20 protein-coding genes are annotated in these 23,725 nt (G+C 72.5%); 6 read left to right on the forward strand and 14 right to left on the reverse strand.

The window, feature by feature from the left end; translation table 11 throughout:
- Window positions 1-142: 142 nt before the first annotated feature.
- Both ACZ7LY_RS28355 and ACZ7LY_RS28360 read right to left on the reverse strand, forming a co-directional pair.
- Window positions 143-1,021 carry an inositol monophosphatase family protein gene (locus tag ACZ7LY_RS28355; RefSeq protein ID WP_471627573.1) on the reverse strand — a complete coding sequence of 293 codons (879 nt, stop codon included), beginning with the start codon at window positions 1,019-1,021 and terminating at the stop codon, window positions 143-145.
- A 78-nt stretch (window positions 1,022-1,099) separates the two neighbouring features.
- Window positions 1,100-2,977 carry a gamma-glutamyltransferase family protein gene (locus ACZ7LY_RS28360; protein WP_471627574.1) on the reverse strand — a complete coding sequence of 626 codons (1,878 nt, stop codon included), beginning with the start codon at window positions 2,975-2,977 and terminating at the stop codon, window positions 1,100-1,102.
- Between the two features lie 644 nt (window positions 2,978-3,621).
- On the opposite strand from ACZ7LY_RS28360, the gene ACZ7LY_RS28365 reads away from it, so the two are divergent.
- Entirely contained in the window at window positions 3,622-3,963 is a 342-nt protein-coding gene (locus ACZ7LY_RS28365) for a hypothetical protein (RefSeq protein WP_471627575.1), read from the forward strand.
- A 342-nt stretch (window positions 3,964-4,305) separates the two neighbouring features.
- On the opposite strand, the gene ACZ7LY_RS28370 is transcribed toward ACZ7LY_RS28365, so the two are convergent.
- Entirely contained in the window at window positions 4,306-4,569 is a 264-nt protein-coding gene (locus ACZ7LY_RS28370; RefSeq protein ID WP_471627576.1) for a hypothetical protein, read from the reverse strand.
- Between the two features lie 632 nt (window positions 4,570-5,201).
- Between ACZ7LY_RS28370 and ACZ7LY_RS28375 the strand changes: the two genes are divergently transcribed.
- On the forward strand, window positions 5,202-5,414 hold the full coding sequence (locus tag ACZ7LY_RS28375; protein WP_471627577.1) for a hypothetical protein: 213 nt from the start codon (window positions 5,202-5,204) through the stop codon (window positions 5,412-5,414).
- Between the two features lie 30 nt (window positions 5,415-5,444).
- Here ACZ7LY_RS28375 and ACZ7LY_RS28380 read toward each other — a convergent pair whose 3' ends face one another.
- A complete protein-coding gene (locus tag ACZ7LY_RS28380) occupies window positions 5,445-5,846 on the reverse strand; it encodes a cold-shock protein (protein ID WP_471627578.1) in 402 nt (133 codons plus the stop codon).
- A gap of 399 nt (window positions 5,847-6,245) precedes the next feature.
- Here ACZ7LY_RS28380 and ACZ7LY_RS28385 point away from each other — a divergent pair, with 399 nt between their 5' ends.
- The gene (locus ACZ7LY_RS28385) at window positions 6,246-6,899 is read left to right on the forward strand and encodes a hypothetical protein (RefSeq protein ID WP_471627579.1); all 654 of its coding nucleotides are present in this window, start codon (window positions 6,246-6,248) and stop codon (window positions 6,897-6,899) included.
- A 52-nt stretch (window positions 6,900-6,951) separates the two neighbouring features.
- Here ACZ7LY_RS28385 and ACZ7LY_RS28390 read toward each other — a convergent pair whose 3' ends face one another.
- Both ACZ7LY_RS28390 and ACZ7LY_RS28395 read right to left on the reverse strand, forming a co-directional pair.
- Entirely contained in the window at window positions 6,952-7,677 is a 726-nt protein-coding gene (locus ACZ7LY_RS28390) for an aspartate/glutamate racemase family protein (protein ID WP_471627580.1), read from the reverse strand.
- A 158-nt stretch (window positions 7,678-7,835) separates the two neighbouring features.
- Entirely contained in the window at window positions 7,836-9,326 is a 1,491-nt protein-coding gene (locus ACZ7LY_RS28395) for an NCS1 family nucleobase:cation symporter-1 (RefSeq protein ID WP_471627581.1), read from the reverse strand.
- A gap of 245 nt (window positions 9,327-9,571) precedes the next feature.
- Here ACZ7LY_RS28395 and ACZ7LY_RS28400 point away from each other — a divergent pair, with 245 nt between their 5' ends.
- Window positions 9,572-11,140, forward strand: coding sequence for an MFS transporter (locus ACZ7LY_RS28400; RefSeq protein ID WP_471627582.1), 1,569 nt, complete (start codon window positions 9,572-9,574; stop codon window positions 11,138-11,140).
- A 36-nt stretch (window positions 11,141-11,176) separates the two neighbouring features.
- Window positions 11,177-11,902, forward strand: a complete 726-nt coding sequence (locus ACZ7LY_RS28405) for a CDGSH iron-sulfur domain-containing protein (RefSeq protein ID WP_471627583.1) — start codon at window positions 11,177-11,179, stop codon at window positions 11,900-11,902.
- A gap of 141 nt (window positions 11,903-12,043) precedes the next feature.
- On the opposite strand, the gene ACZ7LY_RS28410 is transcribed toward ACZ7LY_RS28405, so the two are convergent.
- The 7 genes from ACZ7LY_RS28410 to ACZ7LY_RS28440 form a co-directional block, all read right to left on the reverse strand.
- Window positions 12,044-13,555: an NCS1 family nucleobase:cation symporter-1 gene (locus ACZ7LY_RS28410; protein WP_471627584.1), complete on the reverse strand. Its 1,512-nt coding sequence runs from the start codon at window positions 13,553-13,555 to the stop codon at window positions 12,044-12,046.
- 198 nt (window positions 13,556-13,753) lie between these two features.
- Window positions 13,754-14,779 carry a TIGR03842 family LLM class F420-dependent oxidoreductase gene (locus ACZ7LY_RS28415; RefSeq protein WP_471627585.1) on the reverse strand — a complete coding sequence of 342 codons (1,026 nt, stop codon included), beginning with the start codon at window positions 14,777-14,779 and terminating at the stop codon, window positions 13,754-13,756.
- Between the two features lie 20 nt (window positions 14,780-14,799).
- Complete coding sequence (gene hydA, locus ACZ7LY_RS28420; protein ID WP_471627586.1) at window positions 14,800-16,206, reverse strand: dihydropyrimidinase; 1,407 nt, start codon at window positions 16,204-16,206, stop codon at window positions 14,800-14,802.
- A gap of 106 nt (window positions 16,207-16,312) precedes the next feature.
- A complete protein-coding gene (locus tag ACZ7LY_RS28425) occupies window positions 16,313-17,155 on the reverse strand; it encodes a nitrilase-related carbon-nitrogen hydrolase (protein ID WP_471627587.1) in 843 nt (280 codons plus the stop codon).
- A 112-nt stretch (window positions 17,156-17,267) separates the two neighbouring features.
- The gene (locus ACZ7LY_RS28430; RefSeq protein WP_471627588.1) at window positions 17,268-18,830 is read right to left on the reverse strand and encodes a PucR family transcriptional regulator; all 1,563 of its coding nucleotides are present in this window, start codon (window positions 18,828-18,830) and stop codon (window positions 17,268-17,270) included.
- 72 nt (window positions 18,831-18,902) lie between these two features.
- Window positions 18,903-20,192 carry an aspartate aminotransferase family protein gene (locus tag ACZ7LY_RS28435; protein ID WP_471627613.1) on the reverse strand — a complete coding sequence of 430 codons (1,290 nt, stop codon included), beginning with the start codon at window positions 20,190-20,192 and terminating at the stop codon, window positions 18,903-18,905.
- A gap of 235 nt (window positions 20,193-20,427) precedes the next feature.
- Window positions 20,428-20,679, reverse strand: a complete 252-nt coding sequence (locus ACZ7LY_RS28440) for a helix-turn-helix domain-containing protein (protein ID WP_471627589.1) — start codon at window positions 20,677-20,679, stop codon at window positions 20,428-20,430.
- 63 nt (window positions 20,680-20,742) lie between these two features.
- On the opposite strand from ACZ7LY_RS28440, the gene map reads away from it, so the two are divergent.
- Window positions 20,743-21,510, forward strand: a complete 768-nt coding sequence (gene map, locus ACZ7LY_RS28445; RefSeq protein ID WP_471627590.1) for a type I methionyl aminopeptidase — start codon at window positions 20,743-20,745, stop codon at window positions 21,508-21,510.
- Between the two features lie 370 nt (window positions 21,511-21,880).
- Here map and ggt read toward each other — a convergent pair whose 3' ends face one another.
- Window positions 21,881-23,695 (reverse strand): gamma-glutamyltransferase, encoded by a 1,815-nt coding sequence (gene ggt / locus ACZ7LY_RS28450; protein WP_471627591.1) that lies wholly within the window; start codon window positions 23,693-23,695, stop codon window positions 21,881-21,883.
- Window positions 23,696-23,725: the final 30 nt, after the last annotated feature.

The following is a 23,725-nucleotide window of genomic DNA, read 5'->3' on the forward strand; positions in this document are numbered from 1 at the left end:
ACCAGGGCCGAAGGCCGGTAGTTGACGGCGAGGCCAGCCCCGCCAGGGCCGGAGGCCGGGAGTTGGCGCTGAGGTCAGCCCCCTCAGGGGCGCGGGGAACTGCGCGGGAAGCCCCACCGGGGCTGCACCCGAGGCACAACGATCACGCACCCGGCGCTGAGGCACCGTCGCCGAGCAACCCCACGACCCGCCGAGCAACCCGCACATCCCTCGCCGCCGTGAACGGCAACACATTCCCCCCGGTGATCGCGAACGGCACCCCCGCACGGGTGAGCTGCGCACCCCCCGCCTCCTCGACGAGAAGAATCCCCGCCGCGTGATCCCAGGCCAGCTCCCAGCTGAACGCCGTGGCATCGAGGTCCCCCCGGGCCACCGCCAGATACTCCAGCCCCGCCGACCCGCAGGGCCGCGCCGCGACCCCCTCCGCCCGCAACCCGAGCAACGCCCGCTTCTGTTCATCCGTGGTGAAGTCGGGGTGCGACGTCGCCACGGTCAGCTCCGCCCCGGCCACGGGCGACCCGGCCCGCAGCACCTCCCCGTTGAGCCGGGCCCCCCGCCCCCGTACGGCGACGGCGAACTCGTCCAGCGCGGGCGCGTACGTCCACGAGGCGAGGACCACACCGTCGAGCGCGAGGGCGACGAGCGTGCAGAACCCGGGGTCGCCGTGGACGAACTGGCGCGTGCCGTCGACGGGGTCCACGATCCACACGGGCGCGGCGCCCCGGATCGCCTCGTACGCCCCGGGATCGGCGGCGACGGCCTCCTCGCCGACGACGACGGACCCGGGCAGCAGCGCGGGCAGTTCACGCGTCAGGTACTCCTCGGCGCGCCGGTCGGCGACGGTGACGAGGTCGTGCGGGGCGCTCTTCTGCTGGATCTCGTGCGCGCCGAGCCGGCGGAAGCGCGGGGTGATCTCGGCGGCGGCAGCGGCGCGGATCACGCGCTCGGTGTCGCGGACGAGGCTGTCGGTGATCTCGCTGGTCAGAAAGTCGTCGATGCTTTCCGTGATGGTTTCGATCATGCCTCCATGAGAGCACGCCCCACTGACAACGCGCACCGGAGGGGTGAACGGGAGATGGAATCCACGGGAACACCCGGCTCAGCGCCCCACGGCGTACCCCTGCATCCCGCGCGGATTGGCCGCCGCCGACAGCACTCCCGTACGCGGATCGCGCGCGACGGCGCACAGCCGCCCCTCGGACCACGGCTCGCCGACGGTGACGTCATGGCCCCGGCGCCGCAGCTCCGCGACGACCTCCGGGTTTATCCGCCCCTCGACAGTCACCGAACCTGGCCGCATCCCGCGCGGGTAGAACGAACCGGGGAAGGAGTCGTTGTGCCAGTTCGGGGCGTCGATGGCGCCCTGGAGATCGAGCCCGCCACGCACACGCGCGCGAAGCGCCACGGCGAGGAAGAAGTGGACCTGCCACTGGTCCTGCTGGTCGCCGCCGGGCGTGCCGAACGCCAGCACGGGCACCCCGTCCTTCAGCGCGAGCGACGGCGTGAGCGTGGTGCGCGGGCGCCGGCCGGGGGTGAGGGAGTTCGGCAGGCCCTCCTCCAGCCAGGTCATCTGGAGCCGGGTGCCGAGCGGGAAGCCGAGTTCGGGTACGACGGGGTTGGACTGGAGCCAGCCGCCGGAGGGGGTCGCGGCGACCATGTTGCCCCAGCGGTCGACGATGTCGAGATGGCAGGTGTCGCCCCGGGTCAGCCCGTCCGCGCCGACGTCCGGCTCGCCCGGCACCGGTGACGTGGGGCTCTTGGCGACGGTCGGCTCGCCCGCGCCCGCGCCGGCCGTCTCGTGCAGGCCCGCCTCACCGTTCGCCACCGCGCGCGCGTGCGCGCTGAGCCGGGGTTCCGCGCCGAGCGGGCTGCCGGGGCGCAGGTCGCGGGAGGCGCGGGCCGGGTCGATGAGGGCGCGCCGCGCGGTGGTGTACGGCTCGGACAGCAGCGCGTCGACGGGGACCTCGGCGGCGTCCCCGTACCAGGCCTCGCGGTCGGCCATGGCGAGCTTGCAGCCCTCGATGAGCAGATGGACGTAGTCGGCGCTGCCGTAGGCGGGGAGTTCGGGCGGGAGCAGGGCGAGCTGCTGGAGGAAGGCGGGGCCCTGGCTCCAGCCGCCGGCCTTGCACAGCGTCCAGCCGTTCCAGTCGTACGTGACCGGGTCCTCGTACGTCGCCCGCCAGGCGGCCAGATCGGCGTGGGTGAGGGTGCCGGTGTGCGGGGTGCCGCTGGTGTCCATGGTGGGGCGCGCGGCCTGGCGGACCAGGGCGTCGGCTATGAACCCCTCGCGCCAGATCCGCCGGGCGGCCTCGATCTGGGCCTCGCGCTCCGCGCCGCCGCCCGCTCCGGGCGCCGCCTCGGACGCCTCCGCCTCGGCCTCGGCCTCGGCGATGAGCCGCTGCCAGGTGGCGGCGAGGCGGGTGTTGCGCAGGAGTTCGCCGGGTGCGGGCGCCTTGCCGTCGGTGAGGTAGATCTCGGCGGAGGTCGGCCAGTGCTTCTCGAAGAGGTCCCGTACGGTCTCGACGGTCTGGCCGACGCGTTCGACGGGCGGGTGGCCGTCCCGCGCGTAGCCGATGGCGTAGGCGAGCACGTCGGCGAGGCGCTTGGTGCCGTGGTCCTTGAGCAGCAGCATCCACGCGTCGAACGCGCCGGGCACGGCGGCGGCGAGCGGCCCGGTGCCGGGGACGAGGTCGAGCCCGAGCGCGCGGTAGTGGGCGACGGTGGCGCCGGCCGGGGCCACGCCCTGCCCGCACAGCACGCGCACGTTCCCGCCGGCCGGGGCGAGGATGACCGGCACCTCGCCGGCCGGGCCGTTGAGGTGGGGCTCGACGACGTGGAGGACGAAACCGGCGGCGACGGCGGCGTCGAAGGCGTTGCCGCCGTCCTCCAAGACGGCCATCGCGGTCTGCGAGGCGAGGTAGTGCGTGGAGGACACCATGCCGAAGGTGCCCTGAAGGGTCGGCCGGGTCGTGAACATACGGGCTCGCACCTCGCTCTTTACGGGGTCGGACGGTCGAAGCTGCGCTCAGGATCGGATCCTGGGGAGAATCTGGGGAGTTGGGACCAACAACCTCCTCCGCCCGCTCCCCCAGCAGGTTATCGATCGCCCTGCGCCCCTCCTTCCCCGCCTCCGGCATGAAGTGCGCGTAGTGATCGAGCGTGATGGTCGGCGATGAACGCCCCAACCACTTGGGGAGCGTGGGTCCTTCGGTGCCGCTTGCCACTGCCGACGTTTCGCCCCCTTGACACGCGGAGGGATGACACCTGCCTTGGCCAGAGCAGACTCGTAGATCTCGGTGCTCCACATGTGGCGGCAATCGCGTTCCCGTATTTCGTTGTCAGTACGAGGCCGCTTTTTTTGCGCTCCCTGTCCGATTCAGGACCGCCCCAGGGAAGTTCAACCTTGTCCCCGGGGTAGGCCCTGGCATGCTTCACCAGCTCGTCGGCCACGGAACGCGGCATTTCCACAAAGCGCGTTTTTCCGCCCTTTGGAAGCGTGAATACTTGCGGCCATTGACGATTCGCACTCGCCACCGAGCGGGAGCCTGGTTCGAGCTGCCAATGAGGTACAGGCCCCCTACTCTTGTGGGAGGGGGCCTGCCGTAAGGAGAGGATGTACCGATGAGCTTTTCTGCGCGCATGGCTATCGCTGTGACGGCCGCTGCGATCAGCAGCCTTGGCGCCGTCGCAACGACAGCGCAGGCAGCCACCGACAGTCACCCGTCCCTGAGGTCAGCCGCCCCGGTGCGGCCACATGACAACGAGCCCGCCCCGAGCTGCTCTGACAACAACAACACGGTTCCGTGCTGGGAGTACCAGACCTGGTACTGGACCTACGACGCTTGCAACAAAGCGGGGACCAGCGCCGTAAACGCGGACCCGGGCAAGTTCGACAACCACGTTTGCGTCCTCACCGGCAACGGCGTGGGCGTGGGACTGTGGCTGCACAAGCTTCACGACTGACCACACCGCGAGAGCAGCAGCCGATCCGGTGTTCAATAGACTGGGGCGCTTCAACGAGCGCCCCAGAGGTTGTACGGCAGCAGGCGCCCGCGCCCTCAGAGCCCCTTCCTGGAAGTCGCGTCTGCAGGGGGGCGCTCCTGTGACGCTCCTGGCCCCCAGCGCCATGGGTTCCCTCGAGGAGTCCTGGCGGTACAGCGCCGGCATCGACGGGACGAAAGTTGCGTTCCACTTTCCCGGGTACGGGGCGTCGACTCACCCGGGGCCGCGCCGAGTATCGAGGGAACCGCTGAGAGCGTGCTGGCCGTCGCCCGTGAGAACGCCGCCAGCCGTGCGGACGGCGTCTCACTCGACGGCGCAGCACGACCGCCGGGAGCCGACCGGGCCACCGAGGTAGTCGTGGATGCCGGAGGCGAGCGCCCCGGCGCGGAGGGCGACGAAGTCGCGGGCCAGATGCGGCAGTTCCTCGGCGAGCAGGGCACGCGCGGCCTCCCAGGTCAGCTCGGCGTCGATGCGGACCCACTCGGCGCCCGAGCGTGAGAGGGCGCCGCCGTCGTAGGGGACGGTGAGCCGTTCCGGGGTCCGTGCACGCGGAAGAGGCGGGAGCATGTCGGCCGCGGCGGGGCGGCGTAGAGGAACGGACCGTGCGGGCTGCACGGGGCGGTGAAGCCGTTACCGCACAGGGCGACGTCGCGTACGCCATCGAGCGGTTCGAGGTAGTCGATCTGCAGGCCGTTGAGAATTTCGATGCCGGTCTTGCGGTTGCGCGGGCCGTCTCCAGTCGTCGCCACCTGCCCGCGCGCGGTTCGGCTGGTCGCAGAGTCCGGACTGCTGCCTCGGGGAGCTTCGCCCACCAGTGGTGGTAGCGGCTGTAGACCTCCGTCTCGCGGCCGACGAGGAACGCCCTCAGGGACTGGGCCTCTCCGCGGCGAGTCCGTCCCAGGCAGCGGCGGACAGGGCGTGGAAGGCCGTGGCTCGACGCCCCGCCCAGTGCACAACAGTGCGGACTGCAAGCCGCTGCCGCAGAAGCTGTACAGCGGCGATGAACTGAATGGAATCGGCACCCACGACGTCAGCATCTACATCCCCCCGCTCACCTGAGCTGAGAGACCGGCCCGGCCCCGGTGAGGACTGCACGAGCAGCGCCGGGGCCGGCCGGGTTCGTTCTTTGACACCAACGACTTCAAAACCCCTCGTGGCTGATGCACCGCGTGGCCGCCACACCAGAATCCGGCTCCCCTGTGGGGACTGGACGCCTCTTCCCGTTGCCGCGCACGGCCGGTTGGGACGTCACGCGGTCCCGGGAGAACGACGACGGCGTCGACCGGCTCGTCCTCGACGCCGTACGGGAGGGCAGCGCCATCCGCGTACAGGCGAGTGACGCGACGCGCACCGTGGCGTTCCGCGGGCGGGCCCCCGCGTGGGAGGCGGGGCCGCCCACGGCCCCGGCATGACCCGAAGGACAGGCCCTGGGCGGGCGCGGCTCAGCCGTCGACCCAGCCGTGCTTGCGGCCGCTCTGCGTCAACTCCCGGCGGATCGCCAGGATCTGTTCCCCCGTCAGGGACGGCGCCGCGCGCAGCAGCAGTTCCGTCACCTCGGCCGTGAACTCGTCGACGCGCAGCACATCGCACAGCACGTCGTCGCCGTCCGCCGCCGCGCGCCCGCCGACCGGCGCCGACGCGCCCTCCGCGAGCCGCACCGACGACGCCTTCGGGCCCCGGTCGCCCTCCTCCACGACGAACTCGACCTTGAGTCCCGTGCGCAGATACGACTCCGGGATCAGCAGATCGTTCACGTGCAGGAAGACGTCCTCTCCTCCGTCGTCCGGCGCGATGAACCCGTACCCTCGCGCTCCGTCGAAGCGCACCACTCGGCCAGCGGCCACGTCACACCCCCACACCCACGGCGGACCCTGCGTCCGCGTCCTCTGTGTCGTCCTCGGCAGGTCCCGCGCTCTCGGCGGGTCCTGCTCCGCGGATCCTAGCGGGCCGGACCCCGTGCCCGCGTCAGGCGGGTCTCCCCCGAAGAACTCGACGTGATGGACGCGAGGGTGTTCGCAGAGCCGCGCTAGCCCCTCCGAGCCGTCCCGCTCCTCACAGACGTACTCGCCCGGTACGACGCCGCCTCGTACGCAGGTTCCGTACGCCACCGCATCGCCCCCGGAGCCGTACGCCGGGGCGATGCCGGTGTGTGACGTGAGGGTGACGGAAGTGGCGGTACCCGCGCACAGGAAGTCGTGTGACACTGGCGTCCCCCACCCCGCCTGACGCAAGGGACGTACGCCGTGCGTTCTCTCCCCTTCCCTCTCGCGCTGACCGCCCGCGTGCTGCCGGTCGCGGTGCTTGCCTGCGCCGGCTGGGCCTGGTCCGCGGGCCCGATGGCCGATCATCCGGACGCGCACCGTGACGCGGCGGCGCCGAGCCCGTCCGCGCCGAGCGGCCCGAGCGAGTCCGTGGCGCCGAAGACGTTTCCGCGCCCGCCCGCGCCCTGCGGGGCCGTGTCCGCGAAGACGGTGGCGGCGCTGGTGCCGGGGGCGAAGCCGGCGGGCAAGGAGCTGTCAGCGACCGACGAGGCCGTGCGCCGGGGCTGCTCGTGGAGCGCGCTGAAGGGGTACGACTACCGCTGGCTGGACGTCTCCTTCGAAGTGAAGAACTCCGACGCGCTGGCGAAGCAGGCGTTCGCCACGGCGGGCGGCGGGCAGGGCGAGCCGCAGCACCTCGGGGACGAGGCCCGCCTGTCCGGCACGCTCCGCACCAAGGACAAGCAGCGCACCCGGGAGGCGGTGGTGACGGTCCGCCGGGCGAACGTGCTGGTCACCGTCACCTACAACGGCAGCGACTTCGAGTCCAAGGGCGCCCCGCCCGCCACCACCGTCGCCAACGGCGCGCTCTCGGCGGCCCGCGACGCGCTCGCCGCGCTCGGCCCCGCCAAGGGCTGACGCCCGCCCCTGCGCGCTCAGCCCCGACCCCGGGACCGGCCCGGACTCAGGCTCAGCCGAGCACCGGCGGCCAGTTGCTGAACCGCTTGGGGCGCGGCGGCGCGTACGTACGGGACTTGGACGTGGACAGGCCCATGCGGACCAGCGACTCGGCGACCGTGACGGCGGCGGCGACCCCGTCGACGACCGGGACGCCGGTCCGCGCGGTGACCTCGTCGGCGAGGCCCGCCATGCCGCCGCAGCCCAGGCAGATCACCTCGGCGCGGTCCTCGTCGACGGCGCGGGCCGCCTCGTCCACGATGGCCTTGACGGCGGCGTCGGGGTCGCGCTCCAGGTCCAGGACGGCGAGGCCGCTGGCCCGTACGGAGGCGAGCCGGTCGGTGAGGCCCGCGACCCTGAGCCGGTCCTCGATGAGCGGCACCGCCCGGTCGAGGGTCGTGACCACGGAGTACTTGTGGCCGAGGTACATCGCGGTGCTCGCGGCGGCCTCGGTGATGTCCACGACCGGCACGTCGAGCAGTTCCTGAAGCCCCTCGCGGCCGTGCTCGCCGTAGCCGGCCTGGACGACGGCGTCGTACGGCCCGGGATAGGCGCGCACGGTCTCCATGACGGCGATGGCGGCGAGGTAGCTCTCGTAGTTGCCCTCGCAGGACTCCGGGCCGAACGCCGGGGTGAGCGCGACGATCTCGGTGCCGGGCGCGGCGACGGCCCTGGCCTGCGCGCCGATGCTCTCGGTCATGTCCTGCGTGGTGTTGACGTTGCAGACGAGGATGCGCATGGCGGGCTCAGGCTTTCTGTTCGGGGGCCGCGCCCAGGACGGTGGGCGCGGCCGGAGGTGGAGCTGGTGGTGCGGGTGATGCAGGCGATGCGGGTGGCGCGGGTCGTGCGGTGGGGGTGGATGAAGCGGGGTGGGAGAACCAGGCGCCGCCCCTGACCTCAGGCGGCCGGGACCGCGATCTCCTCGCCGTCCGCGTCGGTCGCCGTCCGGCTGCGGTCCGCGACGGCGAGGTAGAGCAGGGCGGCGAGCCCCGCGCCGATGAACCAGGAGAACCCGGAGACGGCCTTGAAGGCGGGCACGAGGGCGATGACGACCGCGACGGCGGCGGCCGGGGCGAACGCGCCGACGGCCCGCAGATGGAAGCCGCCCCGGTAGTGGTAGTCGGCGTCCTTCGCGTCGGTGTACAGGTCGGGCACGTTGACGCGGGTGCGGCGCACGAGCCAGTAGTCGGCCATGACGACGCCGAACGCGGGTCCGAGCAGCGCGCCGAGCCCGCCGAGGAAGTAGTTGACGACGGTCGGGCTGTTGTAGAGGTTCCAGGGCAGGATGACCAGGCCGATGACGGCGCTGACGACACCGGCGCGGCGGAAGTCGAGCTTGCGCGGGAAGAGGTTGACCAGCGTGTAGACCGGCGCGACGAAGTTGGCGAGCAGGTTCACCGCGATGGTCAGGGCGATGAAGGCGAGCGAGGCGAGGACCATCAGGGCCGTGCTCGGGATGGAGGCGACGATGTCCTCGGGTCCCGCGACGATCTGGCCGTTGATCTTGAACTGGCCGCCCGCCAGGACGACGACGATGCCGGCGAAGAACAGCATGTTGAGCGGGATGCCGACGAGGTTGCCGGCGACGATGGCGCGGCGGGACTTCGCGGAGCGGGTGAAGTCGCAGAAGTTCAGGACGAACGTGCCGTAGATGACGACCCAGAGCGCGGCGGACTCCAGGATCTGCCGCCACGCGTCGAGGCCGGTGGGCGCGGAGCCGGTGGAGACCGCGATGGACATGTCGGCCTTGACGAAGATCCAGACGGCGAGCGCGCACATCGTGATCAGGATGGTCGGCGCGGCGAACGCCATGTACTTGCGGATGAGTTCCATGCCGTAGCTGACGATGACGACCTGGACGACCCACAGCGTCAGGAACGTGAGCCAGCCGAGCGTGGACAGGCCGAGGATCGAGTTGTGCGCGAGGGCGTCGGCGCCCGGCGCGAGCTTCTTGACGAGGGCGCCGAGGACGGCGGCGGCCAGATACGTCTGGATGCCGAACCAGGCGATGGCGACGGCGCCGCGCACGGCGGCCGGGATCTGCGCGCCCCGGATGCCGAAGGCGATGCGGCTCATGACGGGGAACGGCACGCCCGTCTTGTGGCCCATGTAGCCGGAGAGCGTGAGCAGGCCGAACAGCAGCGCGGAGGCGACGGCGAAGGCGATGAGGATCTGCCAGACGCTCATCCCGAGCGCGAACAGGCCCATGGCGAAGGCGTAGTTGCCGAGGCTGTGCACGTCGTTGCCCCACAGCGTGAAGACGTTGTACGCGCCCCAGCGGCGCCCCTCCTTCTTGGTGGGGGCGAGGTCCGGGCTGTAGAGGCCGGGCGAGGTGCGGGCGGGGCCGTCGGCGGCGACGGCGGAGGACTGTTCGTGCACGGCAGCCATGACGCGCTCCTGATTTTCCACGATGAGGAATTTCACTTCCTCTTGGCGGAGTGACGCTACGGTCGGGGTTTCATCCGGGTCAAGAGGTGTTTGCGAAGAAAGAACCGGTTTCTCACGCGCCAACTACCGTGGAATTTCCGGCATTTGACGGCAACCCGCACCGCCGTGGCGCACGGGACGGCAACCCGCCCTTCACCTCGGCGCTGCTTTGGTATACCAATACGGGGGTGAAGCCACGCTCGTCAATGGGTCAGGACACTTCGGAGACAAAACCTCCGCACCCCGCACACGGCAGCCGCGACAGCGGCGACAGCGGCGACAGCGGCGACAGAAGGGACGGCAGCGCCCCTGGACGCGGCGCGAACCGCACCGGCGCGCTCGCCGTGCTGGGCCTCGCGCAGATGATGATCCTGCTGGACGGCACGATCCTGAACGTCGCGCTCCCCTCCCTCCAGCGCGACCTCGCCCTGCCCGACGGCCAGCGGGCCTGGGTCGTCACCTCGTACACGCTCGCGTTCGGCGGGCTGCTGCTGCTCGCCGGGCGGATCGCCGACCACACGGGCCGGCGCCGCGCGTTCGTCACGGGCCTCGCCGGCTTCGCGGCGGCCTCCGCCGGCGCGGGGCTCGCGCCCGCCGCGCCCTGGCTGTTCGCCGCCCGCGCGGTCCAGGGCGCCTTCGCCGCGCTGCTCGCCGCCTCCGCGCTCGCCCTCGTCACCACCGCCTACCCCGAACCCGCCGAGCGGCGCCGGGCCATCGCCGTGTTCGGGGCGCTCGGCGGCGCGGGCGGCTCGCTCGGGGTGCTGCTCGGCGGGGTGCTCACGCAGGGCGCGGGCTGGCGCTGGTGCCTGCTGGTGAACGTGCCGCTCGCGCTGCTCGCCCTCGTGGGCGCCCGCCTCGTGCCCCGGGACGCGCCGGCCGCGCCCCGCGCCCGCCTCGACCTCACCGGGGCCGCCCTCGGCTGCGGCGGCGTCACCTCACTGGTCTACGCCTGCGCCCGCGCCGAGGCGCTCGGCTGGACCGGCGCCGAGGTGCTGGGTGCGCTCGGTCTTTCCGCCGCGCTGCTCACCACGTTCGCGCTCACCCAGCGCCGGGTACGCGACCCGCTGCTCCCGCCGCGCCTGCTGCACGGCGCCCCGCGCCGGGCGGCGCTGCTCGCGGGCGGGGCGCTGATGGCCGGGCAGCTCTCGCTGTCGTTCTTCCTCACCTACCACTTGCAGACGGTCCTCGGCTGGTCCGCGCTCGCCGCCGGTCTCGGCTTCCTGCCCGTCAACGTCGTCACCACGCTCACCGCCACCCAGCTCGGCACCCGGCTGCTGCCCCGGCTCGGGCCCCGGGTGCTGCTCACGGGCGCGCTGCTGCTCGCGGCGGCCGGTCTCGCGCGGCTGACCGCCCTCACCCCCGCCTCCTCGTACGCGGCCGGGGTGCTGCCCGCGCTGGTCGTCTTCAGCGTCGGCCTCGGCGGGAGCTTCCTCGCGCTGATGACGACGGCCACGGCGGGCGTGCCCGAGCGGGACTCCGGGATCGCCTCGGCGCTCGTCAACTCCGCGCAGCAGGTGGGCGGTTCGGTCGGGGTCGCCGTCTTCGGGACGCTGGCCGCCGCGCACGCGGGTGCGGGCCGCGCCGGAGTCCTGCACGGCTTCGCCACGGCGGCGTGGGTGCCGGTGGGGGCGCTGCTCGTGGCGGCGGCCGTCACCGCGCTCTCCGCGCCGCCCGCCGTCGAGCGCGCTCCCGAGTCGCGCGGCGGCCCGATCCCCCGTGTCATGGAAGGGACGTACGACGAGCCGGAGGGCGGTCCCGGGCGACCGGCCGCGTGACCGCCCCGGCCGAGCACCCGGAAAGGCCGAGCCCGCATGAGTGAGCCGACGCGTCCCGCCGCCGAGTCCGACCCGCCACCGATGGCCGTCCGGGTGACGGAGAACGGCCCCTACGAGGTGACCGGCGCCGTCCCCGTGCACCGCCAGACGATCGTCGCCGACGCGGCTGGCGACTCGGTCGACTGGGAGCAGGGCGAGGCGTTCGAGCTGCCCGAAGACGCGGCGAGCGAGCCGTACTACCTGTGCCGCTGCGGGCACTCGGGGAACAAGCCGTTCTGCGACGGCTCCCACGAGCGCGTCGGCTTCGACGGCACCGAGTCGCCCGCCGCCCGCGTCCCCTACCTGGAGCAGGCCGGCGAGGAGGACGGGCCCGACGTCACCCTGACGGACGCGGAGCGGCTGTGCGCGTTCGCCCGCTTCTGCGACGTGGACGGCTCGATCTGGCGGCAGGTGCGCAAGCCCGGCAAGGGCGACGCCGTGGTCGCGGAGGCGGGCAACTGCCCCTCGGGCCGCCTCGTCGCCTGGAACCTCGCCGCGCGCACCCCCTACGAGCCGGACCTGCCGCCGTCCATCGGGGTCGTGGAGGACCCCCAGCAGAAGGTCTCGGGCCCGCTGTGGCTGCGCGACGGCATCCCGCTGACCTCGCACGACGGGACCTCGTACGAGCGTCGCAACCGGGTCACGCTGTGCCGCTGCGGCGCCTCCCGCAACAAGCCGTTCTGCGACGGCTCCCACGCGGCGATCGGCTTCCGCGACTCCTGACGCGCCCGCGACTCCTGAGGCATCCGCGACCCGTGCTCGTGCGGCATCCGCGTACGCCACCGCCCGCCACCGCCCGCCGGGGGCCGGCGGGCGGTGGCGTACGCGGGTCGGCGCGGGGCCGGGGCCGGACGCGGCGGCGGGTCAGACGCGGCCGCGGGAGCCCGCGCCGAGGGCCAGGTAGGCGAGGAGCGAGGCGGCGAGGCCGACGGCCCAGCCGTAGTCGGCGAGCGGCTTGAGGAACGGGATCAGGCCGTCGAGCGGGAACGGCCCGGCCTTGTCCCCCTCGGCGTCGAGCGTCGAGTACGAGCCGCCGACCGCGAGCACCCCGCCGATGACGAACGCGGCGACGGCCCGCCAGTTCCACCCGCCCCGGTACCAGTACCGGCCGCCCTCCAGATACAGGTCGCTCAGGTGCAGCACGGTCCTGCGCACGATCCAGTAGTCGGCGATGAGGATGCCGGCGACCGTGCCGAGCAGCCCGCCGACCACCCCGAGCCAGGTGAAGATGTACAGCTCGGGCGTGGAGGTCAGCTTCCACGGCATCACGAGCACGCCGACGACGCCGGTGATGAGCGCCCCGGTGCGGAAGCTGATGAGCTTCGGCGCGAGGTTCGCCAGGTCGTACGCGGGTGAGACCACGTTCGCCGCGATGTTGACGGAGATCGTCGCCACGAACACCGTGACCAGCGCGAACAGCAGGCCGAAGACATTGTCGGTCTTGCCGGCGAGCGCGACCGGGTCCCAGATGGCGACGCCGTACACCTTCTCCGAGCCGGCCGTCACGAGGACCGACATCAGCGCGAAGAGGGTCATGGTCGTGGGCAGGCCGAGGGTCTGGCCCCAGATCTGCGCCTTCTGGCCCTTGCCGAAGCGGGTGAAGTCGGGGATGTTCAGCGACAGCGTCGACCAGAAGCCGATCATGCCCATGAGTCCGGGGAAGAACACCTTCCAGAAGTCGGCGCCCCAGCCGACCTTGGACGGTTCGTGCAGCAGGGGACCGAAGCCGCCCGCCTTGTTCGCGATCCACACGAGGAGCACGGCCGCGCCGACGAGGACGAAGGGCGCCGCCCAGTTCTCGAAGCGGCGCAGGGTGTCCATCCCCCGGTAGATGATGGCGAGTTCGAGCGCCCAGAAGATGACGAAGCAGAGCCACAGCGTCCACGGATAGCCGCCGATCCGGCCCGCGTCGGCCCAGCCGCCGAAGATCTTGCCGAGCAGGACGAAGACGCCCTGGCCGCCGATCCAGGTCTGGATGCCGAACCAGCAGCAGGCGACGGCGGCCCGCACCATCGCCGGCAGATTGGCGCCGCGCACCCCGAACGAGGCGCGGGCGAGGACGGGGAAGGGTATGCCGTACTTGGGTCCCGCGTGCCCGGTCAGCAGCATCGGCAGCAGCACGATGACGTTGGCCAGCGCGATCGTGAGGACCGCCTGCTTCCAGTCCATGCCGAGGGCGACGAGCCCGGAGGCGAGCGTCCACGAGGGGATGCAGTGCGCCATCCCGATCCACAGGGCCACGAAGTTGTACGTGGTCCAGCGGCGCTCGGCGAGCGGCACCGGCCGCAGGTCCTCGTTGGCGTAGCGGCTATCGGCGGGGAAGGTGTCGGCGGTCAGGTCGACCGCGGCGGGCGGTGGTGGGGCGGTGTCGGTCATGGGCGGTCCGTTCTGCGCAGGACGGAGGAGGACGGGGTGCACGGCTGAGCGTGCGCGTGCCACGAACTGCCGTGGCGGGTGCGGGTGTCGCGTACGGGATCACTGGTGGTGCCTGTCGTACGGGTGGGAGTGCCGGTGCGGGAGGCCGCACCGGCACGGGCGTGGGGGCGAACGGGGCCGCGGGCCCTAAGCCGGGGCTCATGCGGGGGTGAGCGCGGGGATGACGTCGCGGCCGTACCGGTCGATCACCGCTTCCTTCGCGTCGTGCATCGCGTACAGCGCGAACTGGTCGACGCCCAGGTCGCGCAGCGCGCGCAGCTTCTCCACCTGCGCCTCGGCGGGCCCGATCAGGCAGAACCGGTCGACGATCTCGTCGGGCACGAACGCGGTGTCGGGGTTGCCGGAGCGGCCGTGGTGGGCGTAGTCGTAGCCCTCGCGGGCCTTGATGTACTCGGTCAGCTCGTCCGGCACCATCCCGGAGTGCTCGCCGTACTTGGCGACGAGGTCCGCGACGTGGTTGCCGACCATCCCGCCGAACCAGCGGCACTGCTCGCGGGCGTGGGCGAGCGCGGCCGGCGAGTCGTCGTCGGTGACGTAGGCGGGGGCGGCGACGCAGATCCGTACGTCCTCGGGGGCGCGGCCGGCGGCGACGGCGGCGTCCCGTACGGCCTTGACCATCCACTCGGTGAGGAAGGGGTCGGCGAGCTGGAGGATGAAGCCGTCGGCCTCCTCGCCGGTCATCTTCAGCGCCTTCGGCCCGTACGCGGCCATCCACACGGGCAGTTCGGCGCCCGGGCGCACCCAGGGGAAGCGCACGACGCTGCCGCCGCCGAGGTCGGCCTCCTCGCCCCGGCCGAGGGCGCGGATCACCTTCATGGCGTCGCTGATCCGGGCGAGCGTGTTGGGCGCGCGGCCCGCCACGCGCATCGCGGAGTCGCCGCGTCCGATGCCGCAGATCGTGCGGTTGCCGTACATGTCGTTGAGGGTGGCGAAGGTGGAGGCGGTCACCTCCCAGGTGCGGGTGCCGGGGTTGGTGACCATGGGGCCGACGACGAGCCGTTCGGTCTCGGCGAGAATGCGGCTGTAGATGACGAACGGCTCCTGCCACAGCACGCACGAGTCGAAGGTCCAGCCGTGGCTGAAGCCGGCGCTCTCGGCGCGCTTCATCAGCTCCACGACGCCGGAGGCGGGCGGGTCGGTCTGCAGGACGAGCCCGAAGTCCATGTGGGTCCCTCGCTCTTTCGTCAGTTCAGGTTCTGGCAGATGCCGCGCGGGGTGTAACTGCCGTGCCCGGCGCGTCCGGTGAACTCCCGGTCGGTGATGACGAGTTCGCCGCGCGAGAGCACGGTCTCCACGCGTCCGGTCAGCCGCTTGCCCTCGTACGCCGAGTAGTCGACGTTCATGTGGTGGGTGGCGGCGGAGATCGTCTGCTCGGCGTGCGGGTCGTAGATGACGAGGTCGGCGTCGGCGCCGGGCGCGATGGTGCCCTTCTTCGGGTAGAGGCCGAACATGCGGGCCGGGCTCGCGCAGGCGATGTCGATCCAGCGGCGCCGGGAGATGTGCCCGTCGACGACGGCCTGGTGGAGCAGGTCCATGCGGTTCTCGACGCCGGGCATCCCGTTGGGGATCTTGGAGAAGTCGCCGCGGCCCAGCTCCTTCTGGCCAGCGAAGCAGAAGGGGCAGTGGTCGGTGGAGACGACCTGGAGGTCGTTCGTGCGCAGGGCCCGCCACAGCGCCGCCTGGTGCTCGCGGGGGCGCAGCGGGGTGCTGCACACGTACTTGGCGCCCTCGAAGCCGGGCTCGGCGAGGTTGTCGGTGGACAGGAAGAGGTACTGCGGGCAGGTCTCGCCGAAGACGGGCAGGCCCTCGTCGCGGGCGCGGGCGAGTTCGGCGACGGCTTCCTGCGCGGAGACGTGGACGACGTAGAGGGGGGCGCCGGCGACCTGGGCGAGCTTGATCGCGCGGTGCGTGGCCTCGGACTCCAGGAGCGCCTTGCGGACCTCGCCGTGGTAGCGGGGGTCGGTCTCGCCGCGGGCCAGGGCCTGTTCGACGAGGACGTCGATGGCGATGCCGTTCTCCGCGTGCATCATGATCAGGCCGCCGTTGTCGGCGGCGCGCTGCATCGCGCGCAGGATCTGGCCGTCGTCGGAGTAGAAGACGCCGGGGTAGGCCATGAACTGCTTGAACGAGGTGACGCCCTCGCCGACCAGCAGGTCCATCTCCTTCAGCGTCTCGTCGTTGACGTCCGAGACGATCATGTGGAAGCCGTAGTCGACGGCGCACTGCCCGTCGGCCTTGGCGTGCCAGGCGTCGAGCCCTTCGCGCAGGGTGCTGCCGACGGTCTGGATGGCGAAGTCGACGATGGTGGTGGTGCCGCCCCAGGCGGCGGCGCGGGTGCCGGTCTCGAAGGTGTCGGCGGCGAAGGTCCCGCCGAACGGCATCTCCATGTGGGTGTGGGCGTCGACGCCGCCCGGGATGACGTACTTGTGGGCGGCGTCGATGACCCGCGCGTCCGTCCAGGACGCGGCGGTGTCGCTGCCGGTCGCCGCGAGGGCGACGACCCGGCCGTCCTCGATGAGGACATCGGCGTGCATCTCGTCGGCGGCGGTGACGACCAGTCCGCCGCGGACGACGGTACGGACGGCGCTCATGCTCTCCTCCTCGGGCAGTACGGACTCACATGACGCGCGGGCCCTCGGGCCTACGCCCTTTCGCCCTTACGGGGGTTCGGGCTTGCGGGCTCACGCGCTTACGGGCTTACGGGCGGGTCAGCGGCCCGTACGCCTGCGGGGCGCGGTCGCGGTAGAACTGCCAGCGGTCGCGGACCTCGCGCAGCTTCGCCATGTCGAGGTCGCGCACGACGAGTTCGGGCGCCTTGTCGTCGGCGACCTCGCCGACGAACTGGCCCTCGGGGTCGGCGAAGTAGGAGGTGCCGTAGAAGTCGTTGTCCCCGTACTCCTCGACGCCGACGCGGTTGATGGCGCCGACGAAGTACTCGTTGGCGACGGCGGCGGCCGGCTGCTCAAGCTGCCACAGGTAGCGGGACAGGCCGCGGCTGGTGGCGGAGGGGTTGAAGACGATCTGGGCGCCTTCGAGGCCGAGGGCGCGCCAGCCCTCGGGGAAGTGCCGGTCGTAGCAGATGTAGACGCCGATCTTGCCGACGGCGGTGTCGAAGACGGGCCAGCCGGAGTTGCCCGGGCGGAAGTAGAACTTCTCCCAGAACCCCTTGACCTGCGGGATGTGCGTCTTGCGGTACTTGCCGAGGTAGCTGCCGTCGGCGTCGATGACGGCGGCGGTGTTGTAGAGGACGCCGGGCTGCTCCTCCTCGTACATGGGAAGGACGAGGACGATGCCGTGCTCGCGGGCGAGGTCCTGGAAGCGGCGCACGATGGGGCCGTCCGGGATCGCCTCGGCGTACTCGTAGAACTTCGGGTCCTGCACCTGGCAGAAGTAGGGGCCGTAGAACAGCTCCTGGAAGCACAGGACCTGGGCGCCCTGGGCGGCGGCGTCACGCACCGCCTGCTCATGCACCTTGATCATGGACTCCTTGTCGCCGGTCCACCCGGTCTGGAAGATCGCGGCGCGGATGACAGGGCTCATTCAGGACCTCCGGCTTGGTGGGGCGCTCGGTGTGCCCACGACGATAGGAAGGGCGGTGCGGCGCGAGGAGTCGCACCGTGTCACGTCCGGCGGCGCACCGCGTTGCACGGTGTCACGTCCGGTGCTGGCAGTCGTGCGCGAGCAGCGCGATGTGCAGGGACGCGGCCTGCTCGAAGTCGTCGAGGTCGATGGCGAGGAGCTGCTCGATGGCTTCGATACGGCGGTACAGGGCGGGCCGGCTCATATGGTGGAGCTGGGCGGTGCGGGACTTGTTGCGCCCGGTGGCGAGGTAGGTGCGCAGCACGGCGAGGAGCCCGCCCGGGTCCTCTTCGGCGTGCAGCAGCCCGGCCAACTCCCGTTCCGCGAAGGCCTGTACGTGCGGATCGTCCCGCAACTGCCGTACGAGACCGCGCAGCCGTACGTCACCGATGCGGACGACGGGCGGCAGGTCGGGCGGGGCACCCGCGACGGCGTCGGCGACGTGCAGGGCCTCGCGCAGCGCGTCGGGCACCTCGTCCCAGGCGGGGCAGTCCGGTCCGGCTGCGACGACGGCGGGGCGGCCGGTCTCGGCGCGCAGCCGGGCGGCGAAGTGGGCGGCGAGGGCGGCGGGTTCCTGGTCGCGGGCGAGGCTGAGGAGGACGGCGGTGGTGTGCTCGGCGAGGTCGGCCACGAGCCCTTGCAGCCCCAACAGGCGCAGTACGCGGTCGAGTTCGCCCGGTGTCGCGTCGCGCACGGCGAGCGGCAGGAAGGCGCGCCGGTTGACGGGCAGCCCGGCGGCCCGCGCGCGGGGCAGGAGGTGGCGTACGGGGGCCGCGCCCGAGACGAGGTCGGCGAGCAGGCACCGCGCGGACTGCTCCTCCCAGGTGGCGGCGGAGCCGGAGAGCATGCGGTGCAGGACGAGGGCCTCGGCGGCGCGGTCGGCGAGGAGGCGCCCGGAGGCGGCGTCGCCGCGGTGGCCGCACAGGACGACGGCGCCCCAGCGTTCGCCGCGGCCGCCGAGTTCGGCGCGGATCCAGCCCTCGCCGTCCACTCCCCCGGGCTGGCGAGCGATGCGCTCCCAGTCGCGCAACACGTCGTCCACGGCGGGCCGTTCGCCTGCGGTGGCGAGGACGCGGTGGGCGAGGTTGGTGACGACGACAGGGCAGGCGCTGTGCGCGGCGATCTCGTCGAGCAGGCTCTGCAACGGGGCGCCGGCCGTGATCAGTCCGGTGAGCGCGGTGCGGATGCCCTCGGAGAGACTGACCGCCGCGAACTTGCGGCGCACCAGGCGTGATTGGACCTCCTCGGTGAGCTGCGCGAACGGGAACGGCCGGTGCAGCACCACCATCGGCAGCCCGTAGCGTTCGGCGGCGCTGCGCATGGGGCGCGGCGGGGAGGGGAAGGCGCGGCCGAGGCCGAGCACGAGGGCGGCGGCCTCGGCGCGGTGCAGCGACTTGATGTACTCGGTCTGGCCGTGCGCGTCACCGGCGAGCAGGACGCCGGTGGTGAGGACCATCTCGCCGCCGCTGAGCATGACGCCGACGTCGGCGGCCTCGGCGACGTGCACCCAGCGCACCGGCCGGTCGAGCTGGTCGGCCCCCGCGACGACCTCGGGCTCGCCCGCGGCGATGCGCTCCAGGGCCAGTATCTGGCGGACGGACAGGGCGTGTGCGTCGCCGGTCGCTCGACCGGGCATCGGCGCCTCCCTCGTGCGGATGAGCGCCGTGCGGCGCGGGTCTCGGGTGACGGCGGGCGGGGGCCAGGCGGTTCAGGGCAGGTCGCGCAGCGCCCGTTCGAGGACGGCGGCGCCTTCTTCGGCCTCGGCGACGGTCAGGGACAGCGGCGGCGCGATGCGCAGGACGCTGGTGTCGTGTCCGCCGCCCTTGCCGACGAGCAGGCCGCCCGCGCGGCAGGACTCCAGGACGGCCGACGCGGCGGCGGGGTCGGCCTCGTCGGTGCCGGGGCGGGTGAGTTCGACGCCGATCATCAGGCCGCGCCCGCGCACCTCCCGTACGGCGGGGACGGTCGCGGCGATGGCGCGCAGCCGCTCGATGAGCAGGCCGCCGACCCGGCGGGCGTTGCCCTGGAGGTCGTGTTCCAGCAGGTGGGAGAGGTTGGCGAGGCCGGCGGCCATGGTGATGGGCGAACCGCCGAAGGTGGAGATGGAGTTGGCGTCGAGGGTGTTCATGATGTCGGCGCGGGCGATGACCCCGCCGATGGACATGCCGTTGCCGATGCCCTTGGCGAAGGTGACGATGTCGGGCGGGCCCGAGCGGGCGTGCGCCTGCCAGCCCCAGAAGTGGTCGCCGGTGCGGCCCCAGCCGGTCTGCACCTCGTCGGAGATCCACAGGATGCCGCGCTCGGCGAGGACCTCGCGGAAGCGGGCGTACAGGCCGTCGGGCGGGGAGGTGAACCCGCCGACGCCCTGCACCGGTTCGGCGATGAGCGCGGCGATGTCGCCCCGGGTCTGGCCGAGCATGTCGCGCAGGTCGGCGACGCAGGCGTCGATGAACTCCGCGTCGCCGAGGTGGGCGTAGGGCCCCCGGCCCCGGACGCCGCCGTGCACGTAGAGCGTCTGGAGCGGGGAGAGGCTGGTGGGCGACCAGGCGCGGTTGCCGGTGATGGAGACCGTGGCGAAGGAACGGCCGTGGTAGCTGTTGCGCATCGCCAGGATCTGGTTCGAGCGGCGGTACGCGGTGGCGAGCAGCAGCGCCGCGTCGTTGGCCTCGGTGCCGGAGGTGGTGAAGAAGACGCGGGCGTCGGGGATGCCGGAGAGCTGGGTGACCCGCTCGGCCAGCTCGATCATCGGCCGGTTGAGGTAGAGCGTCGAGGAGTGCACGATGCGCGCGGCCTGCTCGCTGACCGCCTTGGTGACCTCGGGCAGCGCGTGCGCGGTCATGGTGGTGAGGATGCCGCCGAAGAAGTCGAGGTAGCGGTTGCCCTCGGCGTCCCATACGTGGCGGCCCTCGCCGTGCGTGATCTCGATGGGCCGGTCGTAGTACAGGGCGAGCCAGTCGGGCAGGACGGCACGGTGGCGGGCGTGCAGGTCGGGGGTCATCACGGCAGCGGGTCCCTTCCTCGGTCGTCGTCGCGGGCGGCGCCCCTCGCGCGGCTCGTGCCCGCTCCTTCCGCCTGTTCCTCTACGCCCGTAGAGGGACGTAGAGGGCGAACGTAAGCCCACCCGGGGGGCTTGCCAAGACCATTGCCGTCAACCCGCTGGAACGATCATGTTTCGGCACCCGTGCGGGTGAGGGGGCGCTCGCCGCGCTGACGACCCGTCAAGCCCGTAGGGCTCAGACGGGGACGAGGGCGCAGCGGACGATCAGCTCGTCCATCGACAGACCGAGGACGCCCGCGACTGCGGCGACGGTGAAGAAGGCGGGCGTGGGGGCGCGGCCCGTCTCGATCTTGCGCAGCGTCTCGACGGAGACGCCCGCGGCGGCGGCCACCTCGGTCATGCTGCGGCCCTGGCGGGCCTCGCGCAGCAGCCTGCCGAGGCGCTCGCCGCGCTCGCGCTCTTCGGGGGTCAAGGGGGTACGGACCATGCCCTCAGGGTACCCGAGGCACCCATTCTTGTACCGGATTTAAATACCGGTATAGTTATTGGCATGGTGGAACTGAAGACGGACACATCGATCGACGCGATGCGGGAGGCGGGCCGTGTCGTGGCCCAGGGCCTCGCCGCCGTACGGGAACACGCCGCCGTGGGCGTGAGCCTGCTGGAGCTGGACGAGGTCGCGCACGACGTGCTGCGCGCCGCCGGCGCCGGTTCCCCCTTCCTCGGCTACCGGCCCTCCTTCGCGCCGACGCCCTTCCCCGGGGTGCTGTGCACCTCCGTGAACGACGCGATCGTGCACGGCGTACCGAACAGCTACCGGCTGCGCGACGGGGACCTGCTCTCGGCGGACTTCGGGGCGCTCCTGAACGGCTGGGCGGGTGACTCCGCGATCAGCTTCACGGTCGGGCGTGCGCGGGCCGAGGACACGCGGCTCATCGAGACGGCGGAGCGGGCGCTCGCGGCGGGCATCGAGGCGGCCGTCGCCGGCAACCGCATCGGCGACATCGCCCACGCCGTCGGCACGGTGTGCCGGGCCGCCGGATACGGGGTGCCGCAGGACTTCGGCGGGCACGGCATCGGACGCCACATGCACGAGGACCCGTCCGTGCCGAACGAGGGGCGCGCCGGGCGGGGGATGGTGCTCCGGGCGGGCATGGTGCTGGCCATCGAGCCGATGGTGATCGCGGGTGGGGGTGACGCGTACTACGAGGCGGCGGACGGGTGGACGCTGCGGAGTGGGGACGGGTCGCGGGCGGCGCATGCGGAACACACGGTGGCGATCACCTCTACGGGGCCCCGAGTACTCACGTCCGTCTGACCTGACCCCCAAGGTGCCGGGTGCGTCGTGGCCGCTCGCGCAGTTCCCCGCGCCCCTGACGGGGCTGCCAGCACCGGTGCCCTGGGGGAGCCGCCCCGCCGCCTTGGGCAGTCTGCCGCCTGGGGCGGCAGGGTGGGCAAGGCGGCACCCCAGCGCCGGGTGCGTGATCGTTGTGCTTCGGGTGCAGCCCCGGTGGGGCTTCTCGCGCAGTTCCCCGCGCCCCTTAAGGAGTCGACCTCAGCGCCAACTCCCAGCCTCTCCGGCGATTGAGGAGCGGGGGCTGGGGTGGCGCCCCAGGGTGCCGGGTGCGTTGGGGCTGGGCGCGCAGTTCCCCGCGCCCCTGGCGGGGCTGGACTGGACGGGCGCTTCCCTAGTGGGGGGACGGGGTTACTACCTGGGCTGAGCCTCCGCCTCTGCGGGATTTTTCCGCCGCCGCGAGCCACGCGCCACCCGGCAACCGCTGAACCCCCGTCGCCGCCCCGATCTCCGGGTTCAATTTGAAGGAATGCCCGAGCGCCTCCAACCGCCCCCGCACAGCACTGTCGTACAACCCAGGCTCAAGCTCCGTCTGCGCGGCATTCCGCTGACTGGCCCGAGGCGCGGCGATCGCGTCGACCAACGGCAGCCCCCGATCGAGGAACCCCGTCAGCGTCTGCAACACCGTGGTGATGATGGTGGCCCCACCCGGCGACCCGAGCGCGACGACCGGCCGCTGCCGCCCGTCGAGCACGATGGTCGGCGAGATCGAGGACCGCGGCCGCTTCCCCGGCCCGGGCAGGTTCGGGTCGTGCACACCCGGGCTCGCCGGCGCGAACGAGAAGTCGGTCAGCTCGTTGTTGAGGAGGAACCCGCGCCCCGGCACGGTGATCCCGCTGCCGCCGGTCGACTCGATGGTCAGGGTGTAGGCGACGACGTTGCCCCACTTGTCGGCGACCGTCAGATGCGTGGTGTTCTCGCCCTCGTACGTCGTCGGCGCGGCCTTGTCCCCGGCCTTGCCGCACGCCCCGGGGTGCCGGGGATCGCCGGGCGCGAGCGGACTGGTCAGCACCGCGTCGTCCTTGATCAGGCACGCGCGGGAGTCCGCGTACCGCTGGGACAGCAGCTCCTTCGTGGGCACGTTCTCGAACGCCGGGTCGCCCACCCAGCGCCCCCGGTCCGCGAACGCGATCCGGCTCGCCTCGATGAAGCGGTGCAGATAGCGCTCCTGGGAGACCTTCGACAGGTCGGTGCGCTCCAGGATGTTCAGCGCCTCGCCGACCGTCGTGCCGCCGGAGGACGAGGGCGCCATGGAGTACACGCCGAGCCCCCGGTACGAGGTCCGGGTCGGCGCCCGGAACTTCGTCGCGTACCCCGCGAGGTCCTTGGCGGAGAGGTCCCCGCGCCGCGCCCGGTACCCCGAGGCGGGGTCGACGGGCGGCGCGTTCACGGTCCGTACGACGTCGGCGCCGATGTCCCCGCGGTACATCGCCCCGACGCCCTCGCGGGCCAGTTCCTCGTAGGTGCGGGCGAGGTCGGGGTTCTTGAACGTGGAGCCCACCTCGGGCGGCTTCCCGCCGGGCAGGAACAGCTTCGCCGTCGCGGGGAAGTTACGGAAGCGGGCCTCGTTCGCGGCGGTCTGCGAGCGGAACGTGCCGTCCACCGTGAAGCCGTCCCGCGCCAGCCTGGTCGCCGGCCCGAGGACGCTGTGCAGCGGCTTGCTGCCCCACGCGTCCAGCGCGGACTGCCAGGTCGCGGGCGTGCCCGGGGTGCCGACACTCAGGCCGCTGTTGACCGCGTCGTTGAAGGGCAGCGGCTTGCCGTCCTCCAGGAACAGGTCGGAGCCCGCGGTGCGCGGCGCGGTCTCGCGGCCGTCGATGGTGTGGACGCTGCGGGTCTTCGCGTCGTAGTAGACGAAGTAGCCGCCCCCGCCGACGCCGGCGGAGTACGGCTCGGTGACGCCGAGCGCGGCGGCCGTGGCGACGGCGGCGTCCACCGCGTTGCCGCCCTTCCGCAGCACCTCGATGCCGGCGGCGGAGGCGTCCGCGTCGACGCTGGAGACGGCGCCGCCCCTGCCCACCGCGAGCGGGACCTTCTCGGGGGTGCCCGGGGACCCGGCGGCGGACGCCGGCGCCACCGCCCCGGCGACGAGCGTCACACTCGCCGCGACCGCGCAGAACGACAGATTCCGCCCGACTGAACGTCTCATCGATACCTCCGGTCAACAGCCGTCCGCGCA

The sequence above is a fragment of the Streptomyces sp. NPDC107550 genome (assembly GCF_055639095.1).

Coding starts and splice junctions, on each gene's coding strand:
- ACZ7LY_RS28370 (WP_471627576.1), bottom strand. CDS start 4,569: ATGCTCCCGCCTCTTCCGCGTGCACGGACCCCGGAACGGCTCACCGTC.
- ACZ7LY_RS28415 (WP_471627585.1), bottom strand. CDS start 14,779: ATGGACTTCGGGCTCGTCCTGCAGACCGACCCGCCCGCCTCCGGCGTC.
- ACZ7LY_RS28430 (WP_471627588.1), bottom strand. CDS start 18,830: ATGCCCGGTCGAGCGACCGGCGACGCACACGCCCTGTCCGTCCGCCAG.
- ggt (WP_471627591.1), bottom strand. CDS start 23,695: ATGAGACGTTCAGTCGGGCGGAATCTGTCGTTCTGCGCGGTCGCGGCG.
- ACZ7LY_RS28400 (WP_471627582.1), top strand. CDS start 9,572: ATGGGTCAGGACACTTCGGAGACAAAACCTCCGCACCCCGCACACGGC.
- ACZ7LY_RS28405 (WP_471627583.1), top strand. CDS start 11,177: ATGAGTGAGCCGACGCGTCCCGCCGCCGAGTCCGACCCGCCACCGATG.
- hydA (WP_471627586.1), bottom strand. CDS start 16,206: ATGAGCGCCGTCCGTACCGTCGTCCGCGGCGGACTGGTCGTCACCGCC.
- ACZ7LY_RS28360 (WP_471627574.1), bottom strand. CDS start 2,977: ATGTTCACGACCCGGCCGACCCTTCAGGGCACCTTCGGCATGGTGTCC.
- ACZ7LY_RS28390 (WP_471627580.1), bottom strand. CDS start 7,677: ATGCGCATCCTCGTCTGCAACGTCAACACCACGCAGGACATGACCGAG.
- ACZ7LY_RS28395 (WP_471627581.1), bottom strand. CDS start 9,326: ATGGCTGCCGTGCACGAACAGTCCTCCGCCGTCGCCGCCGACGGCCCC.
- map (WP_471627590.1), top strand. CDS start 20,743: ATGGTGGAACTGAAGACGGACACATCGATCGACGCGATGCGGGAGGCG.
- ACZ7LY_RS28365 (WP_471627575.1), top strand. CDS start 3,622: ATGAGCTTTTCTGCGCGCATGGCTATCGCTGTGACGGCCGCTGCGATC.
- ACZ7LY_RS28355 (WP_471627573.1), bottom strand. CDS start 1,021: ATGATCGAAACCATCACGGAAAGCATCGACGACTTTCTGACCAGCGAG.
- ACZ7LY_RS28435 (WP_471627613.1), bottom strand. CDS start 20,192: ATGACCCCCGACCTGCACGCCCGCCACCGTGCCGTCCTGCCCGACTGG.
- ACZ7LY_RS28440 (WP_471627589.1), bottom strand. CDS start 20,679: ATGGTCCGTACCCCCTTGACCCCCGAAGAGCGCGAGCGCGGCGAGCGC.
- ACZ7LY_RS28410 (WP_471627584.1), bottom strand. CDS start 13,555: ATGACCGACACCGCCCCACCACCGCCCGCCGCGGTCGACCTGACCGCC.
- ACZ7LY_RS28425 (WP_471627587.1), bottom strand. CDS start 17,155: ATGAGCCCTGTCATCCGCGCCGCGATCTTCCAGACCGGGTGGACCGGC.